Origin of the sequence: Mesorhizobium sp. M0139 (assembly GCF_040322455.1) — a bacterium.
GTDB lineage: Bacteria > Pseudomonadota > Alphaproteobacteria > Rhizobiales > Rhizobiaceae > Mesorhizobium.
Genome location: NZ_JAMYTN010000005.1, coordinates 273,171 through 291,520, shown reverse-complemented (window position 1 = coordinate 291,520; position 18,350 = coordinate 273,171). Strand labels below are relative to the sequence as shown.

Annotated in this window: 16 protein-coding genes; 8 read left to right on the top strand and 8 right to left on the bottom strand. The window is 64.9% G+C overall.

Going from position 1 to position 18,350, the window contains the following annotated elements:
• Window positions 1-24 precede the first annotated feature (24 nt).
• From NKJ58_RS10785 to NKJ58_RS10770, 4 genes are read left to right on the top strand one after another with little or no spacing between them, the layout of a single operon-like run.
• Window positions 25-1,029, top strand: a complete 1,005-nt coding sequence (locus NKJ58_RS10785) for an AAA family ATPase (protein ID WP_023670009.1) — start codon at window positions 25-27, stop codon at window positions 1,027-1,029.
• Window positions 1,029-1,943 (top strand): DUF58 domain-containing protein, encoded by a 915-nt coding sequence (locus NKJ58_RS10780; RefSeq protein ID WP_023701554.1) that lies wholly within the window; start codon window positions 1,029-1,031, stop codon window positions 1,941-1,943. Before NKJ58_RS10785 ends, NKJ58_RS10780 begins: the two co-directional genes overlap by 1 nt.
• Window positions 1,940-4,765, top strand: coding sequence for a DUF4159 domain-containing protein (locus NKJ58_RS10775; RefSeq protein WP_023701553.1), 2,826 nt, complete (start codon window positions 1,940-1,942; stop codon window positions 4,763-4,765). The genes NKJ58_RS10780 and NKJ58_RS10775 overlap by 4 nt, the downstream gene beginning before the upstream one ends.
• A gap of 4 nt (window positions 4,766-4,769) precedes the next feature.
• Complete coding sequence (locus tag NKJ58_RS10770) at window positions 4,770-6,854, top strand: membrane protein (RefSeq protein WP_023741056.1); 2,085 nt, start codon at window positions 4,770-4,772, stop codon at window positions 6,852-6,854.
• A 44-nt stretch (window positions 6,855-6,898) separates the two neighbouring features.
• Here NKJ58_RS10770 and clpS read toward each other — a convergent pair whose 3' ends face one another.
• From clpS to NKJ58_RS10750, 4 genes are all read right to left on the bottom strand, one after another.
• Entirely contained in the window at window positions 6,899-7,204 is a 306-nt protein-coding gene (clpS, locus tag NKJ58_RS10765) for an ATP-dependent Clp protease adapter ClpS (RefSeq protein ID WP_023670006.1), read from the bottom strand.
• A gap of 133 nt (window positions 7,205-7,337) precedes the next feature.
• On the bottom strand, window positions 7,338-7,685 hold the full coding sequence (locus NKJ58_RS10760; protein ID WP_023713954.1) for a hypothetical protein: 348 nt from the start codon (window positions 7,683-7,685) through the stop codon (window positions 7,338-7,340).
• Window positions 7,686-7,838: 153 nt separating this feature from the next.
• The gene (locus tag NKJ58_RS10755; protein ID WP_023670004.1) at window positions 7,839-8,069 is read right to left on the bottom strand and encodes a hypothetical protein; all 231 of its coding nucleotides are present in this window, start codon (window positions 8,067-8,069) and stop codon (window positions 7,839-7,841) included.
• A gap of 39 nt (window positions 8,070-8,108) precedes the next feature.
• Window positions 8,109-8,411, bottom strand: coding sequence for a hypothetical protein (locus NKJ58_RS10750; protein WP_023683677.1), 303 nt, complete (start codon window positions 8,409-8,411; stop codon window positions 8,109-8,111).
• Between the two features lie 258 nt (window positions 8,412-8,669).
• On the opposite strand from NKJ58_RS10750, the gene NKJ58_RS10745 reads away from it, so the two are divergent.
• The 3 genes from NKJ58_RS10745 (at window position 8,670) to NKJ58_RS10735 (ending at window position 11,290) form a co-directional block, all read left to right on the top strand.
• Window positions 8,670-9,386, top strand: coding sequence for a response regulator (locus tag NKJ58_RS10745; RefSeq protein ID WP_023670002.1), 717 nt, complete (start codon window positions 8,670-8,672; stop codon window positions 9,384-9,386).
• Window positions 9,383-10,792 (top strand): ATP-binding protein, encoded by a 1,410-nt coding sequence (locus NKJ58_RS10740; RefSeq protein ID WP_023686151.1) that lies wholly within the window; start codon window positions 9,383-9,385, stop codon window positions 10,790-10,792. Before NKJ58_RS10745 ends, NKJ58_RS10740 begins: the two co-directional genes overlap by 4 nt.
• A gap of 93 nt (window positions 10,793-10,885) precedes the next feature.
• Complete coding sequence (locus NKJ58_RS10735; protein WP_023686152.1) at window positions 10,886-11,290, top strand: YciI family protein; 405 nt, start codon at window positions 10,886-10,888, stop codon at window positions 11,288-11,290.
• 27 nt (window positions 11,291-11,317) lie between these two features.
• Here the strand turns inward: NKJ58_RS10735 and NKJ58_RS10730 are convergent, their stop codons facing one another.
• Window positions 11,318-12,787, bottom strand: a complete 1,470-nt coding sequence (locus tag NKJ58_RS10730; RefSeq protein WP_352853093.1) for a pyridoxal phosphate-dependent decarboxylase family protein — start codon at window positions 12,785-12,787, stop codon at window positions 11,318-11,320.
• Window positions 12,788-12,806: 19 nt separating this feature from the next.
• Window positions 12,807-13,892, bottom strand: coding sequence for a PLP-dependent cysteine synthase family protein (locus tag NKJ58_RS10725; RefSeq protein ID WP_023748149.1), 1,086 nt, complete (start codon window positions 13,890-13,892; stop codon window positions 12,807-12,809).
• A gap of 202 nt (window positions 13,893-14,094) precedes the next feature.
• Between NKJ58_RS10725 and NKJ58_RS10720 the strand changes: the two genes are divergently transcribed.
• Window positions 14,095-16,125 (top strand): transcriptional regulator, encoded by a 2,031-nt coding sequence (locus NKJ58_RS10720; protein ID WP_050485815.1) that lies wholly within the window; start codon window positions 14,095-14,097, stop codon window positions 16,123-16,125.
• 97 nt (window positions 16,126-16,222) lie between these two features.
• Here NKJ58_RS10720 and choV read toward each other — a convergent pair whose 3' ends face one another.
• Both choV and choW read right to left on the bottom strand, forming a co-directional pair.
• Window positions 16,223-17,404 (bottom strand): choline ABC transporter ATP-binding protein, encoded by a 1,182-nt coding sequence (gene choV / locus NKJ58_RS10715; protein WP_023669996.1) that lies wholly within the window; start codon window positions 17,402-17,404, stop codon window positions 16,223-16,225.
• Window positions 17,401-18,255: a choline ABC transporter permease subunit gene (gene choW, locus NKJ58_RS10710; RefSeq protein ID WP_023669995.1), complete on the bottom strand. Its 855-nt coding sequence runs from the start codon at window positions 18,253-18,255 to the stop codon at window positions 17,401-17,403. The genes choV and choW overlap by 4 nt, the downstream gene beginning before the upstream one ends.
• Window positions 18,256-18,350: the final 95 nt, after the last annotated feature.

Genomic DNA, 18,350 nt, shown 5'->3' with positions numbered 1-18,350 from the left:
TTCCAGCACAAGGATCGATGCGGCATGAGCGTAATGGTCAAGGAAAGCCCAATCAGCGAAAAGGACATGATCGCCCAGGCCGAGACTGCGCTGGCCGATATTTCCAGGGTGCGCGACGGCGTCGGCCGCGTCATTTTCGGCCAGGAAGTGGTGGTCGAGCGCACGCTGGTGGCGCTGCTTGCCGGCGGCCATGCGCTGCTGGTCGGCGTGCCCGGCCTTGCCAAGACCAAGCTGGTCGAAACGCTCGGTGTCGTGCTCGGCCTCGATTCGCGCCGCATCCAGTTCACACCCGACCTGATGCCGTCGGACATTCTCGGCTCAGAGGTGATGGAACAGGACGAGGCCGGCAAGCGCTCCTTCCGCTTCATCTCCGGCCCGATCTTCGCGCAATTGCTGATGGCCGACGAGATCAACCGCGCCTCGCCGCGCACCCAGTCGGCGCTGCTGCAGGCGATGCAGGAATATCACGTCACCATCGCCGGCATTCGCCACGACCTGCCCGCGCCCTTCCATGTACTGGCGACGCAAAACCCGCTGGAGCAGGAAGGCACCTATCCCCTGCCCGAAGCACAGCTCGACCGCTTCCTGATGCAGGTCGACATCCTTTATCCCGAAATCGAGGCCGAGCGGCGCATCCTGCTCGAAACCACCGGCATCGAGGACGCCAAGGCGCAAAACGTCCTGCAGCCGGCGCGGCTGAGGGAAATCCAGACGCTGATCCGCCGTATGCCGGTGCCCGAAAGCGTCGTCGACGCCATCCTCAAACTGGTGCGTTCGGCGCGTCCCGGCCAGGGCAATGCCGAGACCGACAAGCATGTCGCCTGGGGTCCCGGCCCGCGCGCCAGCCAGGCGCTGACGCTGTGCGCCCGTGCGCGCGCGCTTTATGACGGGCGGCTGGCGCCGTCGGTGGACGACATCCGCGCGCTGGCCGAACCGGTGCTGCAGCACCGCATGGCGCTGACCTTTGCCGCCCGCGCCGAGGGCACGACCGTGCGCGACGTGGTAGCGAAACTGGCCAAAGGAATCTGATGGCGCGTATCGGCGAAGTCCAGGCACCGGCAGCGACGCGCGACGCGCTCGCCAGGGGCCGGTTGCGGGCTTCGCTGGTGCCGGACCTGCTGGTCGAGGCACGCCGTATCGTCAATACGGTAATTGCCGGCTGGCATGGCCGCCGCAAGCGCGGCATCGGCGAGAATTTCTGGCAGTTCCGCCCCTATGTCGAAGGCGATTCCTCGCGCATCGACTGGCGCCGTTCGGCCCGGGACGACCACACCTATGTGCGCGACCGCGAATGGGAAGCAGCCCACACGGTGTGGCTTTGGGCCGACCCATCGCCCTCCATGCTCTACAAATCGACTGGCGCCAGCGTTTCCAAGGAATCGCGCGCGCTGGTGCTGGCACTGGCCATGGCCGAATTACTATCTCGCAGCGGCGAGCGCATCGCCTGGCCCGGCCTGACCGATCCGTTCACCGCCCGCAACGGCGCCGAGCGCATCGCGGCGCAATTGATGCACGCCGCCGACCCGCCGGCAAAGCCTGACCTGTCCGCCATCCGCCGCTTCTGCGACATCGTCGTCGTCAGCGATTTCCTCGACCCGGTCGAGGAGACCATGGAATGGCTCGATGTGCTGGCGCGGCATGGCGTGCGTGCGCATCTGATCGAGGTTGCCGATCCGGCGGAGGAGACCTTTCCCTATGCCGGCCGCACCGAATTCACCGATCCCGAGACCGGCGACAAGCTGACCGCCGGCCGCGCCGAAATGCTCGGCGACGAATATCGCCTGCTCTACACCGCCCGCCGCCAGGAGCTGGCCAGCTGGTGCAAGCGCCTCGGCTGGAGCTATACCGTCAACCACACCGACCGCCTCGCTTCCGAGGCGCTGGTGCGCATCCACATGGCGATGACCGCCGATGGCGCATTCGTGGGAAGGGCCGGCGCATGAGCTGGCTGCCGCTCTCCTTTGGCGCTCCCATGGTGTTGTGGGGCCTGCTGGCGCTGCCGGTGATCTGGTGGCTGCTCAGGCTCACACCGCCCAAGCCGCAGTCCGAAATGTTTCCGCCGCTGAAGATCCTCGCTCGCGTGCTGAAGCGCGAGGAAACGCCGCAGCAGAGCCCGTGGTGGCTGACGCTGCTGCGGCTGTTGATGGCAGCCCTTGTCGTCGCGGCATTAGCCGAACCCGTTTTCAATCCGCGCGAAAAATTGCCGGCCGAGGGCGCCGCCCTGGCACTCGTCATCGACAATGACTGGGCGAGTGCCGCCGACTGGGGCAAGCGCGTCGCCACCGCCCAGCGGCTGATCGCCGATGCCGGTTCGAACGGCGTACCGGTCGTCATCGCCTTCACCGCCGAAAAGCCGAACGCCGAGATCGGCCCCTTCGATGGGGCGGCTGCCCTCGACCGGCTGCGCGCCGCCAAGCCGAGGCCGATCCCGACCGACCGACCCGCTGTCTATGCCCGCGTCGCCGGCGTGCTGGAAACCTTGCCCGGCGCCAGCGTTGCCGTTCTCACCGACGGCCTTGCGGCAAAGGGCGACGAGGCCGCCTTCAACACCCTGCTGTCGAAAAGCGCCGCCCGTGTCGTCTGGGCCAATTCCGACCGGCTGGCGCTGACTGGGCTCACTGGCGCCGAAAATCAGGTCGACGGCTTCGCCCTGACCGCCATCCGCGCGCCCGGCGATCCGGCGCCGGCCCAAGTCACCGCCGGCGCCTTCGACGATAAGGGCCGCCGCATCGCCGACGCGACGCTGACCTTCGCGCCGGGTGAGACCACCGCCACCGGCACGATGGCGGTGCCGTTCGAACTGCGCAACGACTTCGCCTCGATCGCGCTCGACGGCGAACGCCAGGCAGGTGCGGTGCGCGTGCTCGACGAAAGCTCCAAGCGCCGCCGCGTCGGACTTTTATCGCAGGCCGAGGCCGACCAGGCGCAGCCGCTCCTGTCGCCGCTCTATTACATCAGGCGCGCGCTGCAGCCTTTCGCCGATCTGGTCGAACCGTCGAGCGTCGATCTCGCCGACGCCATCCCGCAGCTTCTCGACCAGAAGCCGGCGATGATCGTCATGGCCGATATCGGTACCATTCCGCCGCAGGTCCATCAGCGGCTGGTCGACTGGGTCGACAATGGCGGCACGCTGGTGCGCTTTGCCGGTTCGCGGCTGGCCGCCGCCGGCAATGACGATGATCTGTTGCCGGTCAGGCTGCGCACCGGCGAGCGCTCGCTTGGCGGCGCGCTGTCATGGACGACGCCGCAAGCGGTGACCGAATTCCCGAAGAACGGCCCGTTCGCCGACCTCGCACCGCCGGCCGAGATCACGGTGAGCCGGCAGGTGTTGGCCGAACCGACGCCGGACATCGTCGAACGCACCTGGGCAACCCTTGCCGATGGCACCCCGCTGGTGACCGGGTTGAAGAAGGGCAAGGGCACGCTGGTTCTGTTCCACATCACCCCGGAAGCGACATGGTCGACGCTGCCGATCTCCGGCAGCTTCGTCGAGATGCTGCGGCGCATTGTGCAGCTGTCGCGCAACCAGGGTGCGGCGGTCGCCAACGCTGAAGCCGCTGCTACGTCGCTGGCGCCTTATCGCATGATAGCCGCCGACGGCACTTTGGTGCCGCCGACGCCGGACGCACGACCGCTGGTCCCCGGCGCCGGCTCGCTGCCGGTGACGTTCGAGAACCCGCCCGGCCTCTATGGCTCGGAAACCGGCGTTTTCGCCCACAATCTGCTCGACCCGGCCACCGCCTTCGCGCCGCTGGTGCGCCCGCAATTCACAGTGCCGGTGACCAATATCCAGTACGCTTTCGATGAATCGCGCGACCTCAAGGGATCGCTGGTCACAGCGGCACTTGTGCTTATGCTACTCGACACGCTGGCGGTGTTCTGGATGGGCGGGCTGATCTCGCGCCGGCCGCGCCGCGCCCGCTCGGCTGCGGCAACGACGGCTGCGCTGCTGCTTGGCCTCGGCATGCTGTTTGGCCATGCCGACCTCGCCCGCGCCGACGACGCCAAGCCCGGCGATGCCGCCGCTATCGAGGACATTGCCAAGACCCGCATCGCCTATGTGCTGACCGGTGTGCCCGGTGACGATTCGATCAGCCGCGCAGGGCTCGAAGGCTTGACCCGCTTCCTGATCGAGAAGACCGCGCTCGAGCCGGGCGCGCCGGCGGGCGTCGATATCTCGAAGGACGAGCTTTCCTTCTATCCGCTGATCTACTGGCCGATCGATCCCTCCGCGCCGATGCCGAGTCAAGCCGCGATCGCCCGCATCGACGCCTATATGCAGCAGGGCGGCACGGTGCTGTTCGACACGCGCGACCAGTTCGCCAACGGCATCGGTGCGGATTCGGCGAGCCCGGCGACGGAACGGTTGCGCGACATTCTCGGCAATCTCAACGTGCCGCCGCTGGAGCCGGTGCCCGCCGACCATGTGCTGACCAAATCCTTCTTCATCCTGCCCGAATTTCCCGGCCGCTTCTCCGGCAGCCCGCTCTGGGTGGAAGCCTCGCTCGAGGCCAGCAATGCCGAGAATCGGCCGGTACGCGTCGGCGACGGCGTCTCGCCGATCCTGATCACCGCCAATGATTTTGCCGGCGCCTGGGCCGTCGACGAGAATGGTGACCCGCTTTTGCCGACCGTGCCATCGGATCCGATGCAGCGCATCTATGCGCTGCGCGCCGGCGTCAACATCATGATGTACATGCTGACCGGCAACTACAAATCCGACCAGGTGCACGTGCCGATCCTGCTCGAACGGCTGGGGCAGTAAGCCTATGAACTGGTCGATTTCCTTCGAACCGCTGCTGTCCTGGCCCTTGCTGGCTTTGGTGCTCGCACCGCTGCTGGTGCTGGCGGCTGTCGGCTTGTGGTTTCGCCAGCGCGGCGCGATCTTCCGCTTCGCGGCGCTGATTGCGCTGGGCGCAGCACTCCTCAATCCGGTCTTCCTCGATGAGGAGCGCGAGGCGCTGAAGAGCGTCGTTGCCGTCATCGTCGACCGCAGCCAGAGCCAGGATATCGGCGACCGGACCAAACAGACCGACGAAGCGCTTGCCGGTTTGCAGCAGCGCCTTGGCCGCTTCAAGCAGTTCGACGTCCGCGTCGTCGAGGCCGGCAAGTCGGAAGCCGCCGACGAGCGCACCGAGACCAAGCTTTTTGCAGCGCTTGAAGGCGCTTTCCGCGACGTGCCGCCCTCGCGCATCGGTGGCGCCATCATGATCACCGATGGCGAGGTGCATGACGCACCGGCCGCCCCCGACTTCAATGCGCCGCTGCACGCGCTGATCACCGGCAACGAGCACGAGAAGGACCGCCGCATCCGCTTCGAGAACGCGCCACGCTTCGGCCTCGTCGGCAAGCCGCTCGACATGACCTACCGCGTCATCGCCACCGACGGCGAAACCGGCCCGGTCGATGTCCGCGTCTCGGTCAATGGAGAGCAGGTCGCGGTCGAAGAAGCGACCATCGGCCAGGCGATGCCGCTGCAGGTGACCATCCCCGGCGCCGGCCGCAACATCGTCGAACTCTCTATTGACCGCGAGCCGGGCGAACTGACCGACGCCAACAACCGCGCCATCGCGCTGATCGACGGCATCCGCGAGAACTTGCGCGTGCTTTTGGTTTCCGGCGAACCGCATGCCGGCGAGCGCACGTGGCGCAATCTGCTGAAATCCGACGCCTCGGTCGATCTCGTCCATTTCACCATTCTGCGGCCGCCGGAAAAGCAGGACGGCACGCCGATCAACGAACTGTCGCTGATCGCCTTCCCGACCCGCGAGTTGTTCGTCGAGAAGATCAAGGATTTCGATCTCATCATCTTCGACCGCTACCAGCACCGCGACGTGCTGCCGATCCTCTATTACGACTACATCTCCGAATACGTCGAAAAGGGCGGCGCGCTGCTGATCGCCGCCGGGCCGGAATATGCCGGCGACTCCTCGATCGCCCGCACCCCGCTAATGTCGTCGCTGCCGGCAATGCCGACCGGCGAAGTCATCGACAAGGCCTTCTATCCGCGCCTCACCGATCTCGGCCAGCGCCATCCGGTGACGCGCGGCCTCGACGGCTCGGCGACCGAGCCGCCGCGCTGGAGCCGCTGGTTCCGCACCATCGGCGTGCAGAACCCCGAAGGCGAAGTGGTGATGAAGGGCGCCGACAACCGCCCGCTGCTTCTGCTCGATCATAAGGGCGAAGGCCGCGTCGGCATGCTTCTGTCCGATCAGGGCTGGCTATGGGCGCGCGGCTTCGAGGGTGGCGGGCCGCATGTCCAGCTTTACCGCCGCATCGCCCACTGGCTGATGAAGGAACCTGAACTCGAGGAAGAGCGGCTGACCGCCGACGGCCGCGGCATGATGCTGGAAATCCGCCGCCAGACGATGAGCGACGATCCCGGCCCGGCGCAGGTGATCACCCCTTCGGGCAAGGCGCTGATCATCAAGCTGGAGAAGTCCGAACCCGGCGTTTTCCTGGGCAGCATCGAGACCAAGGAGATCGGCCTCTACCAGATCGGCAATGGTGACCTGACCGCACTCGCCCATGTCGGCCCGGTCAACGCGCCGGAATTCTCCGACGTCGTCTCTACCGAGGACCGGTTGAAGGCTCCGACTGAGGCCACCGGCGGCAGCGTGCGCCGGCTGGCGGCCTCCTCCACCCTTGGCCAGCTCACCGGCAGCGTCACCCTGCCCTCCATCGTCCCGGTCCGCGCCTCCGGTGCGGCCTCGGGCGCAGACTGGATCGGCCTGCGCAGCACCGACGACAGCGTGCTCAAAGCCGTCTCGCGCGTACCCCTGTTCGGCGGCTTCCTCGGCCTTTGCCTGCTGCTGCTGGCCATGGGCGCGATGTGGTACAGAGAGGGAAGGTAAGGATCCCTTCTCCCCGTCACTATACGGGGAGAAAGACGCTCAACCTACTCCTCCGGCTCCGTCGTAAACAGCAGCGGGTACCCCTTGGCCTTGGCCGCGTCGACGGCCCGTGTCGCCTTGGTCTCGGCGACATCCCTGGTGAAGACGGCAACGACGCAAACGCCGAGCCGGTGCGCGGTGATCATCACCCGGTTAGCCTGGTCTTCGCTGAGCTTGAACTCGCCCTTCAGCACCGTCACCACGAATTCGCGCGGCGTAAAATCGTCATTGATGAGGATGACCTTGTAGAGCTTCGGCCGCTCGGTCCGCGGCTTGGTCTTGGTGCGGGGTTTGGAACTGATTTCAGGCATCGGGAACCGGTATCGCGCGAGGGGTCGCTCTCACTTTGTCATGGGGGAAAGCCGTCGTCCATTTTGATCGGCGCGCCAAACCGGCTTCCCGGAAGTGCTGCCGTTCACAAATTTAGGAAGTGTATGCTGCGGTTCAACGGCCCTGGCGATTGGCGACGCGACGAGCCTGGAATTGCCGTGCGCTGGATGCCGCATCCGGCCTTGATCCGGCCGCCTTGTATTCGACCCAGGCGACCGCGAGCCAGCCGAAGAAGCAGGCCAGCGCCGCGCCGGTGATCACGGTAAGCAGCAGGCTTTGCCATGGTGTGATGTATTGCCAGCTGCTGGAGATTGCCGGTGCAAACAGCGACGGCTCTGTGCGCCCGCTCACCGGATCGGGCACCGGGCTGGCGGTGAACTGGATCAGCACCCTGACCATTGCCGAGGCCACAAGGCCGCCGATGGCCATCGAGCGCAGAATGGATGAAAGCCGCTTCTTCATGCGGGCTATCCTACCGGACCGGCATTGCAAACGGGTTAAAGTCCTGGGTGGCCGGCACCCATCAACGGGTAATCATGCTCACACGACAAGGCCGCTCCAGCCGGGGGGGTGCTGGAGCGGCCTTGTTACAGACAAGCCTGTTGGCTGTCTGGATCAGGCCTTCGGGGCGTCCGTCTTGACGACCTTCTTCGCCTTCTTGTGCTTCTTGACGGGCTTCTTGGCGACGACCTTCTTCACCGGGGGCTTGGCGGTCGTGGTCGCCGGAGCGGTGGTCGTGGAAGCAGCCGGAGCAGCGGTCGTGGTGGCAGCGGCATTGCCCAGAGCCGGCATTGCGAAAGCGAGAGCGACGGCGAGACCGGTGGCGGAGAGGATGGACTTTTTCATGGCTTCATTTCCTTCTTTGTGCGGGTCGTGTTTCGAGTGTCACTGAACCGGGTCGATCGGTGTCACTCCAAGCAGCTTCAAAGCGTTCGCGAGCATCCGGATACCCTGTGCCTGTTTCTTGTTGGCGCAGAACCGGTTTCCCTTTCTTTGCAGTGCTTTCGCCGCGGTGACCTGCGTTGCCGCGGCATGGGTTTCAAGGGCTTCGTCTACCTGGCGATTGAGATCGATGCAGCGCTCGCTCCTTGTGATCGGCGTCACCTTTGCGGTTGTGGCTCCGACCGCGGCTGTGACGAGCGGAATGCTGAGCAGCGCACCCATCAAGCTGATCGTGAACCTGTGCATTGGTGATGTCCGTTACTCCGGAGACTTCGCGTCGCAGCCGATGTCCTGACCGCCACGGCACCCTTTATGCCCTTGATTTTTTTCGGGAGTTTTTCCGGACTATAGAATTTTGTTTCTGAATTGTTTCTGGCAAATCGGCTTTGCGGGCGATCATCGCCGCTGGCCAACATGTGGCCAGAATTCTATCGTGTGGGTGACGCCACAGAAGCAGACTCAGAAGGCAGCCGCCGACCGGCCGCCAGCAATGACAGGATCGCCGTGAAATCCGATGCGCACATACTGATCGTCGACGACGACAAGGGCATTCGCGACCTGCTTCAGGAATTCTTCCAGAAGCGCGGCCTGCGCACCACGGTTGCCGCCGACGGCGTCGAGATGGAAGACATACTGCGCCGCACGCAGGTAGACCTGATCGTGCTTGATGTGATGCTGCCGGGAAAGAGCGGGCTGGAGCTCTGCCGCGACCTGCGCGCCAGCTACTCGACGCCGATCATCATGCTGACGGCGGTCACCGAGACCACCGACCGCGTCGTCGGCCTGGAAATGGGCGCCGACGATTATGTGCCCAAACCCTTCGATCCGCGCGAGCTGCTGGCCCGTATCCGCGCCGTTTTGAGGCGCAATGGTGCTGCCGAGCCGAAGCGGGCCACCACCAAGCAGATCTATCATTTTGCCGGCTGGACGATGGACTGCTCGCGCCGCCGGCTGATGGCGCCGGGCGACGTCAGGGTCGAACTGACGATGGCGGAGTTCAACCTGTTGCAGACCTTCGTCAAAAGCGCGCAGCGCGTCCTCACCCGTGACCAGCTCATCGAGCTTTCCGGCGGTGACAGCGACTATTCCTTCGACCGCAGCATCGACATCCTGGTCAGCCGTCTCAGGCGCAAGATGGAAGACGACCCCAAGACGCCGAAACTGATCCTGACTGTGCGCAGCGGCGGCTACCAGTTCCTGCCCGAGACCACCTCCGAATGAGACGTTTCCTGCCGCAAACCCTGCCGGTCTGGGTTTTGCTCATCGTCATTGCCGGCCTGCTGATCAGCCAGGTCGCCACGCTCTACATCGTCTCGCGCGATCGTGCCGTCGCCAATGACGAGGTCGATCTCTACCGGCTTAACGACCGCGCCTATTCGCTGGTGCAGCTGATGCATGACGACACGCCGGAGCAGCGCAAGCTGACGGCCTCCGGTCTGTTCAACGCCACCTATGCGCTCACCGTTTCGGACACGCCCGCGGTCACCTCGTCGATCGCCGGCGACGACGAACTGGCCGAACTCGAGGACATCCTGGTCGGGCGGCTGTCGAAATTCGGCATCACCGACGCCCGCGTCCGGCGCGATCCGGCAACCCAGGCAGCCAACGCGCCTGGCGGTGTGGCCGTGACCAAGGATGTGGGCGCGGTGGAGCGTGACCTGTTATCGCTGGCGGCCAGCTTCGCCCAAAGCGACAAGCTGACGGCCTCTGTCCGCTTCGCCGACGGCCAATGGCTGAATTTCACCGAGCCCAACACGCCGGTCGGACCGATATTGAGCTTCGACAGCCTGCCGCTCTATTCGCTGATCGCGGCCCTGGTGGTGATCATGTCGATCTGGTCGCTGCGCCGGCTGACGGCGCCCTATCGGATGATGGAAACCGCGGTCAACCGGATCGGCACGGATCTGAAGAGCCCGCCGATCGCCGAGACCGGCAGCCGCGAAATCCGCGCCGCGGCCAAAGCCGTCAACGCCATGCAGGTCCGGCTGCGCGACTATGTCGAGGACCGCGAACATCTGGCCGCCGCGCTCGCCCACGATCTGCGCACGCCGCTGACCCGCATGCGGCTGCGCCTCGAACTGTTGCGCAGATCGACCGCGCGCGAGGCGCTGGCCCACGACCTCGCCGACATCGAGAGCATCGCCAGCTCCGTCATCGACTTCGCCACCTTCGAAGTCACCGAGGAGAAGAGCGAGCGGATCGATTTCTGGTCGCTGGTGGAATCGATCGCCGACAGTTTCGAGGACGTCACGTTCGACCATGACGGCGCCAGGCCGCGTGGCATGATCTGCATCGCGCGACCGGTGGCGCTGAAGCGCTGCGTCAACAATCTGGTCCAGAATGCCGTGACCTACGGCAAGAAAGCCCATGTCAGCCTGCGGCAGTCGGACGGCACGGTCACGCTGGTCATCCGCGACGAGGGGCCGGGCATACCGCAGGCGCAGCTCGACCAGGTGTTCGGTTCCTTCGTGCGGCTGGAGCAATCGCGCAACCGCCAGACCGGCGGTCTCGGCCTCGGCCTGACCATTGCCCGCAACATTGCGCGTGCCGCCGGCGGCGATGTCAACCTGTCCAACCGTCCCTGCGGCGGCCTGCTGACGGAGCTCAGCCTGCCGCTGGCGGCATGAGGCAGCAGACTAGCGTCTCGATGGGCACCGGGGGTGGATCAGCCAACCCAACCTTGCAATAGTGCAGCCGCTCGAACAGGAGGAGATCGCCGCATGTTTTACGCCATCCTGGCCTATCACGTCGAACAGACCATCCAGTCCCTGACGCCGCAGCAGGATGCGGCGCTGATGCACGACCTGCTCGAAGTCAACGCCAGGCTGACCCGCGAAGGCAAGCTCGGGCCGGCGGCAAGACTGGGCGCGACCGCCGACGCCGTGACGCTGCGCGGTCCGGGCGAAGGCATCGTCATCGACGGGCCGTTTGCCGAGACCAAGGAACAATTGCTGGGTCTTTATGTCCTCGACTGCGCCACGCAGGAGGCGGCGATTGCAGCCGCGCGCGACTTGCGCCGCGTGAATCCCTCGGCAGTCTACGAAATCCGGCCGATCACATTTTACCTTCCCGGCCTGGCGTTCCCCGTGACGAAGGGCGATTTCCAGGAGGCCGCCAGCGGCTGAGAGCCGCTTGCTCTACCCCATGGCCGGTCAGGCAGAAGCGATCTCGTTGCCCAGGCGGACCGTTTCGGCGACGAGAAGGTCGAGATCCTCGCGCCGGGTCCGGTGGTTGTTGATCGCCACCCTGAGGCAATGCCGGCCTTGCACCGTGGTATCGGAAATGGCGGCGGTTCCGTCTTCCTGAAGCCTCAGCATGATCTCGGTGTTGAGCGCTTTCGCGCGCTCGCCATCGAGACCATCCGCGCGATAGCGGAAGCAGACGATGTTGATGCTGGTCGGCGCCGTCAGTTCGAGCGCTGGTTCGGCCGCGATCAGCCCTGAGAGATACTGCCCCTGCGCAATGTTCTGGTCGATCAGGCGGCCGAATTTTTCGACGCCGTGTTCTCGCAATGCCATCCACACTTTGAGTGCCTTGAAGCCGCGTGACGTCTGCAGGCCGTAATCGTGCAGCCATTGGCCGGAGGCGAGGCCGCGCGGTGTCGATTCCAGATATTCCGGCGTCACCGCGAAGGTCTTGCGATGCGCCGAGGCATCCCTGACCAGCGCGCAGCCTGCCTCGAACGGAGCGTGCAGCCATTTGTGGGGGTCGAGCGCGATGGAATCGGCCCATTCGATGCCGGCGACACGACGCGCATTCTCGGGCGCGATCGCGATCAGCGCGCCGATGCAGCCGTCGACATGGAACCAGAGATCCTCCTCATGCGCCAGCTTGGCCAGCGCCTGCAGATCGTCGATGGCGCCGGTGTTGACAGTGCCGGCATTGCCGATGATGCAGGCCGGCTTGAACCCGGCCGCGCGATCTTCCGATATCGCCGCCCGCAAAGCTTCGATGTCGATGCGAAGTCCGGCGTCGCTGGCAATGCGCCGCAGCGCCTTGTTGCCGAGGCCGAGCGCTTCCATCCCCTTGCGGTGACAGGAATGGACCTGGTCCGAGCCATAGAAACGCAACGGCTTTTCGATTGCTCCAACGCCGTGCTCGCGCACGTCGATGCCGGCCTTGGTGTTGCGCGCCACGGTCAGCCCGATGATGTTGGCCATCGAACCGCCGCTGACCAGCGTGCCGCTGGCCGAAGCCGGCATGCCCATCATCTGCTTGCACCAGTCGACCACCTGGCCGTCCATCTCGGCGGCGGCATGGTTGCCGCCGCCGAGATTGGAGCCCTGGATTGCCGCCAGGAAATCGCCGATCGCGCCGGTAAAATTGCTCGACCCCATATACCAGGACCAGAAGCGCGGATGGATGTTGCCCATTGGATAGAGCATCACCTTGTCCACGACATCGCCATAGATGTCGGCAAGCGGGGTCGGCGATTGCGGCAGCGAGGCGGTGAAGAAATGCCTCACATCTCCAGGCATCTCCTGCCACACCGGCCGTTGCCTGACATCGCGCAGGTAAGCGACGGCATCGTCAACGATCCGATGCGACAGGCTTTGCACATCGGCCCAGTCCGAGGGGTCAAGCGTTTCCTCGGCAGCCGAGGTGACAGGCATCGCGTCCATGCAATTTGCTCCCGCGTCATCATGCCGGGAACTGGCAACCGGGCGTCGAGCGCGAGAGAGCAAGCTCTTCCGCATTCATCTCGGCCTCGATGCCGTCGAACAAAGGCGTGGTCATGTAGCGTTCACCGGTATCGGGAAGCATGCACAGGATCACCGATCCGGCCGGTGCCGTGCCGGCGATCTGGCGCGCCACGGCAAAAGCCGAACCGCCGGAAATGCCGGTGAAGATGCCTTCCTGCTGCGCCAGCGCCTTGGCCCATTTCATGCCCTCCGGCCCGGCGATCGGCATCACCTCGTCATAGAAGTTGCCATCGATGGCCTCCTGCAGGACGTGCGGGATGAAATCCGGCGTCCAGCCCTGGATCGGGTGCGGTTCGAAAGCCGGATGGCTGGCGGCCGGCGCTCCGCCGGCGCCACGCATCTGCGGCTTGCCGCTGCCGACAAGCTGCGCGTTGGCCGGTTCGGTGAGCACGATCCGGGTCTCAGGCCGCTCGCGGCGCAGCACCCGCGCCACGCCGGCGACGGTGCCGCCGGTGCCGTAGCCGGTGACGAAATAGTCGAGCCGCGAGCCGGCGAAATCGTTGACGATCTCGCGTCCCGTGGTTGCTTCATGGATGTCGGCGTTGGCCTTGGTCTCGAACTGGCGGGCCAGGAACCAGCCATTGGCTTCGGCCAGTTCCACCGCCTTCTTGTACATGCCGAAGCCTTTCTCGGCGCGCGGCGTCAGCACCACCTTGGCGCCCAGCATCCGCATCAGCTTGCGGCGCTCGACCGAGAAACTGTCGGCCATCGTCACCACCAGCTTGTAGCCCTTCTGCGCACAGACCATGGCAAGACCGATGCCCGTGTTGCCGCTGGTCGCCTCGACGATGGTCTGTCCCGGCTTGAGCGCGCCGGTGCGTTCACCTTCCTCGATGATGTTGAGCGCCAGCCGGTCCTTCACCGACGCAGCCGGATTGAAGAACTCGGCCTTGACGTAGATGGTGGCGTGCGCCGGTCCGAGATTATTGACGCGGATGACCGGCGTGTCGCCGATGGTGTCGAGAATGCTGTCGAACAGGCGGCCGCGGCCGGCCGTGGTTCTGATTTTCTGCTGATGCAACATGGTAGACTCCTGGTTCTTGCTCACGGGCCGGTTACACACCGGCGGTTTGAGCGGCGAGATTTCGACACCTTGCCGCACTACAGGTCCTTGACGTGCGGCAGTGTGGTAAACACCACATTCGGCGCACAAATTTTGCCAGCCGGGTGCACTTTGTCGTGCTCGGTGGTAAAGCAGGGGCCGGCAGGTCAGCGTGGGAGCAGGCGTGGTATCTGGCGTGGAATCGAGCCTGGCGAGCAGCCATCAAGGTGTTGTCGTGCGCCTGTTTGGGCCGCCGACAATTGCGCGCGACGGCGTCCCGGTGGTCTTGCCGGCATCGCGCAAGCTGCGCGCGCTGCTGGCCTATCTGGCGCTGGCGCCCCATCCGGTCGGACGTGGCAAGCTCTGCGAGTTGCTGTGGGATGTTCCAAATGATCCCAGGGGTGAGCTGCGCTGGTGCCTGAGCAAGCTGCGGGCCGCGCTCGACGAACCGGGCCGCCGCAGGATCGAAACATCGGGCGATACGATCGCGCTCGATCTCGACGGCATCTCAGTCGACGTTCTGGATGTCGCGGCGGCGGCTGCCGCAGGCATCGAAACGCTCGAGCCGACGCGACTGCAGTTGCTCTCCGACCTGTTCGTCGGCGACTTCCTCGAAGGGCTGGAGATCGACCGCAGCCCTCTCTTCAACAGCTGGCTGACCGCGCAGCGCCGCCGTTTCGGTTCCTGCCAAGCTGCTATACTGGAACATTTGGTCAAGACGCTGCCGGCCGATTCCGAAGCCGTCTCCGCCCATCTCGAAAAATGGCTGGAACTGACCCCGTTCGACAGCAGCGCCCATGTCGCACTCCTGGTGAGGCTGGCGCGGCGCGGCCAGTTCGGCGCCTGCGAAGACCATCTTGCCGCTGCGGCGCAGTTGTTCCAGTCGGAAGAGCTGGATTTCGGCCCGGTGCGCGAGGCGTGGCTGTCCATCCGCAGCGAACGGCCCTGCGCGATTTTGCCGGCACAACCGGCAGCTCCGCCCGGGCCGAACCAGGCGTCAGTCATGCTTGCCGGTTCAGAAGCCGCGACGCCGCACAAGGCTTCGCTGGCCGTGATGCCATTTGCCGAAGACGCCGGTAGCGGCGTTCGTGGCGGGCTGGCCGATGGCTTGACCCACGACATCATTACCCGCCTCGCCAAGCTCAGGGACTTCTTTGTCATCGCCCGGGGCTCGGTCTTTGCGCTGGCGGAAAGGAACATCGCGCCGGAAGATGCCGGCCGAAGGCTGAATGTCGACTATGTCGCCACCGGCACGGTGCGCAGCGCGACGGGTCGCCTGATCGTCACTGTCGAGCTTGTCGAGGTTCGCACGGCCAGGATCGTCTGGGCCGAGACCTTCGAGCGCAAGGCCGAGGACATCTTCATTGTCCTCGACGATATCGGCAACAGCATCGTGGCCTCTGTCTCATCCGAGATAGAGATGGTCGAGCGCAACCGCGCCATGCTGAAGGCGCCCAATTCGCTCAATGCCTGGGAGGCCTACCATCGAGGACTCTGGCATATGTATCGCTTCACCCGCAGCGAAAACGAGCAGGCCAGGCATTTCTTCGGCATCGCACTGCAGCAGGATCCGACCTTTACCCGCGCCTATGCCGGCCTGTCCTTCACCCATTGGCAGAGCGCCTTCCAGCGCTGGGGCGACCGCGACCAGGACAGCGCGCTTGCCTTTGAGGCGGCCGGCCAGAGCGTTTTGGTCGACGATCATAATCCCGCCGCGCACTGGGCGATGGGCCGGGCGCTGTGGCTGCGCGGCGAGGGTGATGCGTCCGTGCTAGAACTGCAAAGAGCCGTCGACCTCAGCCCGAACTTCGCGCTTGGCCACTATGCGCTGTCCTTCGTGCATTCGCAGTCGGGCGACCCGCACGCGGCGATCGGATCGTCGGATCATTCGCGCCATCTGTCGCCGTTCGACCCGATGCTGTTCGGCATGCTGGGCGCACGCGCCATGGCGCATGTCCGCCTCGGCCAGTTCGACGAGGCGGCCGAATGGGCGCTGAAGGCGGCCGCCCGCCCCAACGCACATGTCATCATCCTGTCGATCGCCGCCCACTGCCTGGCGTTGGCTGGGCGGCTGGACGAGGCGAAAAACTTCGCCGCCGCCATCCGCAAGACGCTTCCGGATTACCGAGCCGACGACTTCATCGACACCTTCCGCTTCGACCGGGATGCCACAGCCCTGTTCAAGCTCGGCGCCACGCGCATCGGGCTGGCTTAGAGCATGATCCCAAAAAGTGGGTACCGGTTTTTGGAAAAGATCATGCTCCAACAAAGGGTTAGATCATGATGAGATTTCAACCAAATCTCATCATGATCTAGCGCCGCAACACCGCGCTCAGCACATCGCGTATCCCGATCGCGCCGACAAAGCGCGACTGGTCGTCGAACAGCGCCACGGGTGCCGTCTGCGAGCGGTGCATGGCCAGCATCACCGTCTTCAGCGACGTGCCGGGGTTGGCCCAGAACACCTGCGCCGTCTCCTCCGGCTGCGCCTCGACATCGGCGCATGAAACCCATACCGCCGGTTTGCCGTCGCGTTCCGCCGCCGCCACCAGCCCGTGCTCGTCGATCTTAAAGCGCGTCGTCTTGCGCCGGTCGAGCCACACCCAGCCATTATCGCCGTGCTCGAGGTCGCGGCTGTCGCGCATGACGTTCCAGGCGGTCAGCACGGACAACGGATTCACATTGGCGATGAAGTCGCGGACATAGTCATTGGCGGGCTTGAGCACGATGTCTTCCGGCGCCCCGGTCTGCACGATGCGACCGCCCTCCATGATGGTGATGTGGGTGCCGATCTTCAGCGCCTCTTCCAGATCATGGCTGACGAAGATGATGGTCTTCTTCAGCTCCGCCTGCAGCTGCAGCAATTCGTCCTGCAGCTTGGTGCGGATCAGCGGATCGAGCGCCGAGAACGGCTCGTCCATCAGCAGGATCGGCGCCTCGGTGGCGAAGGCACGGGCCAGGCCGACGCGCTGCTGCATGCCGCCGGACAGCTCATGCGCGTATTTCTTCGACCACTGGTCGAGATTGACCAGTTTCAGCTGGCGTTGCACGCGCTCCTTGCGCTCTTGCTCCGGCACGCCGGCGAGTTCGAGGCCGAGGCCGACATTCTCCTCCACCGTACGCCAGGGCAGCAGGCCGAACTGCTGGAACACCATCGCCACCTGCTTCTGGCGCAGCCGCCGCAGCGTAGCCTGATCGCAGGTCACGACATCGACGATATTGTCGCCGTCCTTGACCAGCACCTGGCCGCGCGACACCACGTTGAGCCGGTTGACCGCCCGCAGCAGCGTCGACTTGCCCGAGCCGGACAGGCCCATCAGCACCGAGATTTCGCCCTCATGCACGGTCAGGCTGGCGCCGGCGCAACCCAGCACATTGCCGGTCTTTTCAAGGATTTCGGCGCGCGTGGCGCCGCCATCGATCAGCGCCAGCGAACCGGCCTGGTCGGACCCGAAGACGATATCGACATTTTTGAAATCGACGGCGACGGTCATTTCTTGCCTCCAACGCCGATACGCGTCATCCGGTCGAGCACGATGGCGAGTACGACAATCGCCAGGCCCGCCTCGAGCCCGAGATCGATGCGGCGCGAGCCGAGCGCGCGGTTGATTTCAGTGCCGAGGCCGCCGGCGCCGATGAGTGCTGCAAACACCACCATCGACAGCGACAGCATGATCGATTGCGTCAGCCCGGCCATGATGGTCGGCAGCGCTGAGGGCAATTCGACCTTCCACAGCAGCTGCTGCTTGGTGGCGCCAAACGCCTCGCCGGCCTCGATGATCGACTTCGGCACCGAGACGACGCCGAGATGGGTGAGCCGGACCGCGGTCGGGATGACGAAGATGATGGTGACGATGAGGCCGGGCGCGTTGCCGAGACCGAACAGGGTCAGGACCGGGATCAGGTAGACGAAGGTCGGCAGCGTCTGCATCAGGTCGAGCACCGGCAGCATGATGCGGTAGACCTTCGGCTTGTGCGCGGCCCAGATGCCGAGCGGCACGCCGATGGCCATCGCCATGGCGGCGGCGGCCACGACCAGCACCAGCGTCTGCACCGTCTGCTTCCAGAGGTTCTGGTTGATGATGAAGATCAGGCCGAGAAAGACGCCTATGGCCAGCGGGCGCGAGCGCTGCAGCAGCCAGGCGATGATGGCGATGATCAGCGCCAGCAGCACCGGCGGCACCATCAAAAGGATGCCAACCAGCCCGTCGAGCAAGAAATTGAGGCCATTCGAGAAGGCCCTGAACACGGTGTCGAAATTGTCGGTGAGGAAACCGAAGAACGCCTTTCCCCAGGCGCCGATCGGTATCTTGTGATCGACCATGAATTTCGAAATCGGATCCATATCGCCCCTCTCATGCGAGAGACCGCCTGCTTCCGGCCTCCGCTGTCGTTAGGTCATCTTCTCACAGGATATGAAAAAGGGCAGCCTTTTCTAGA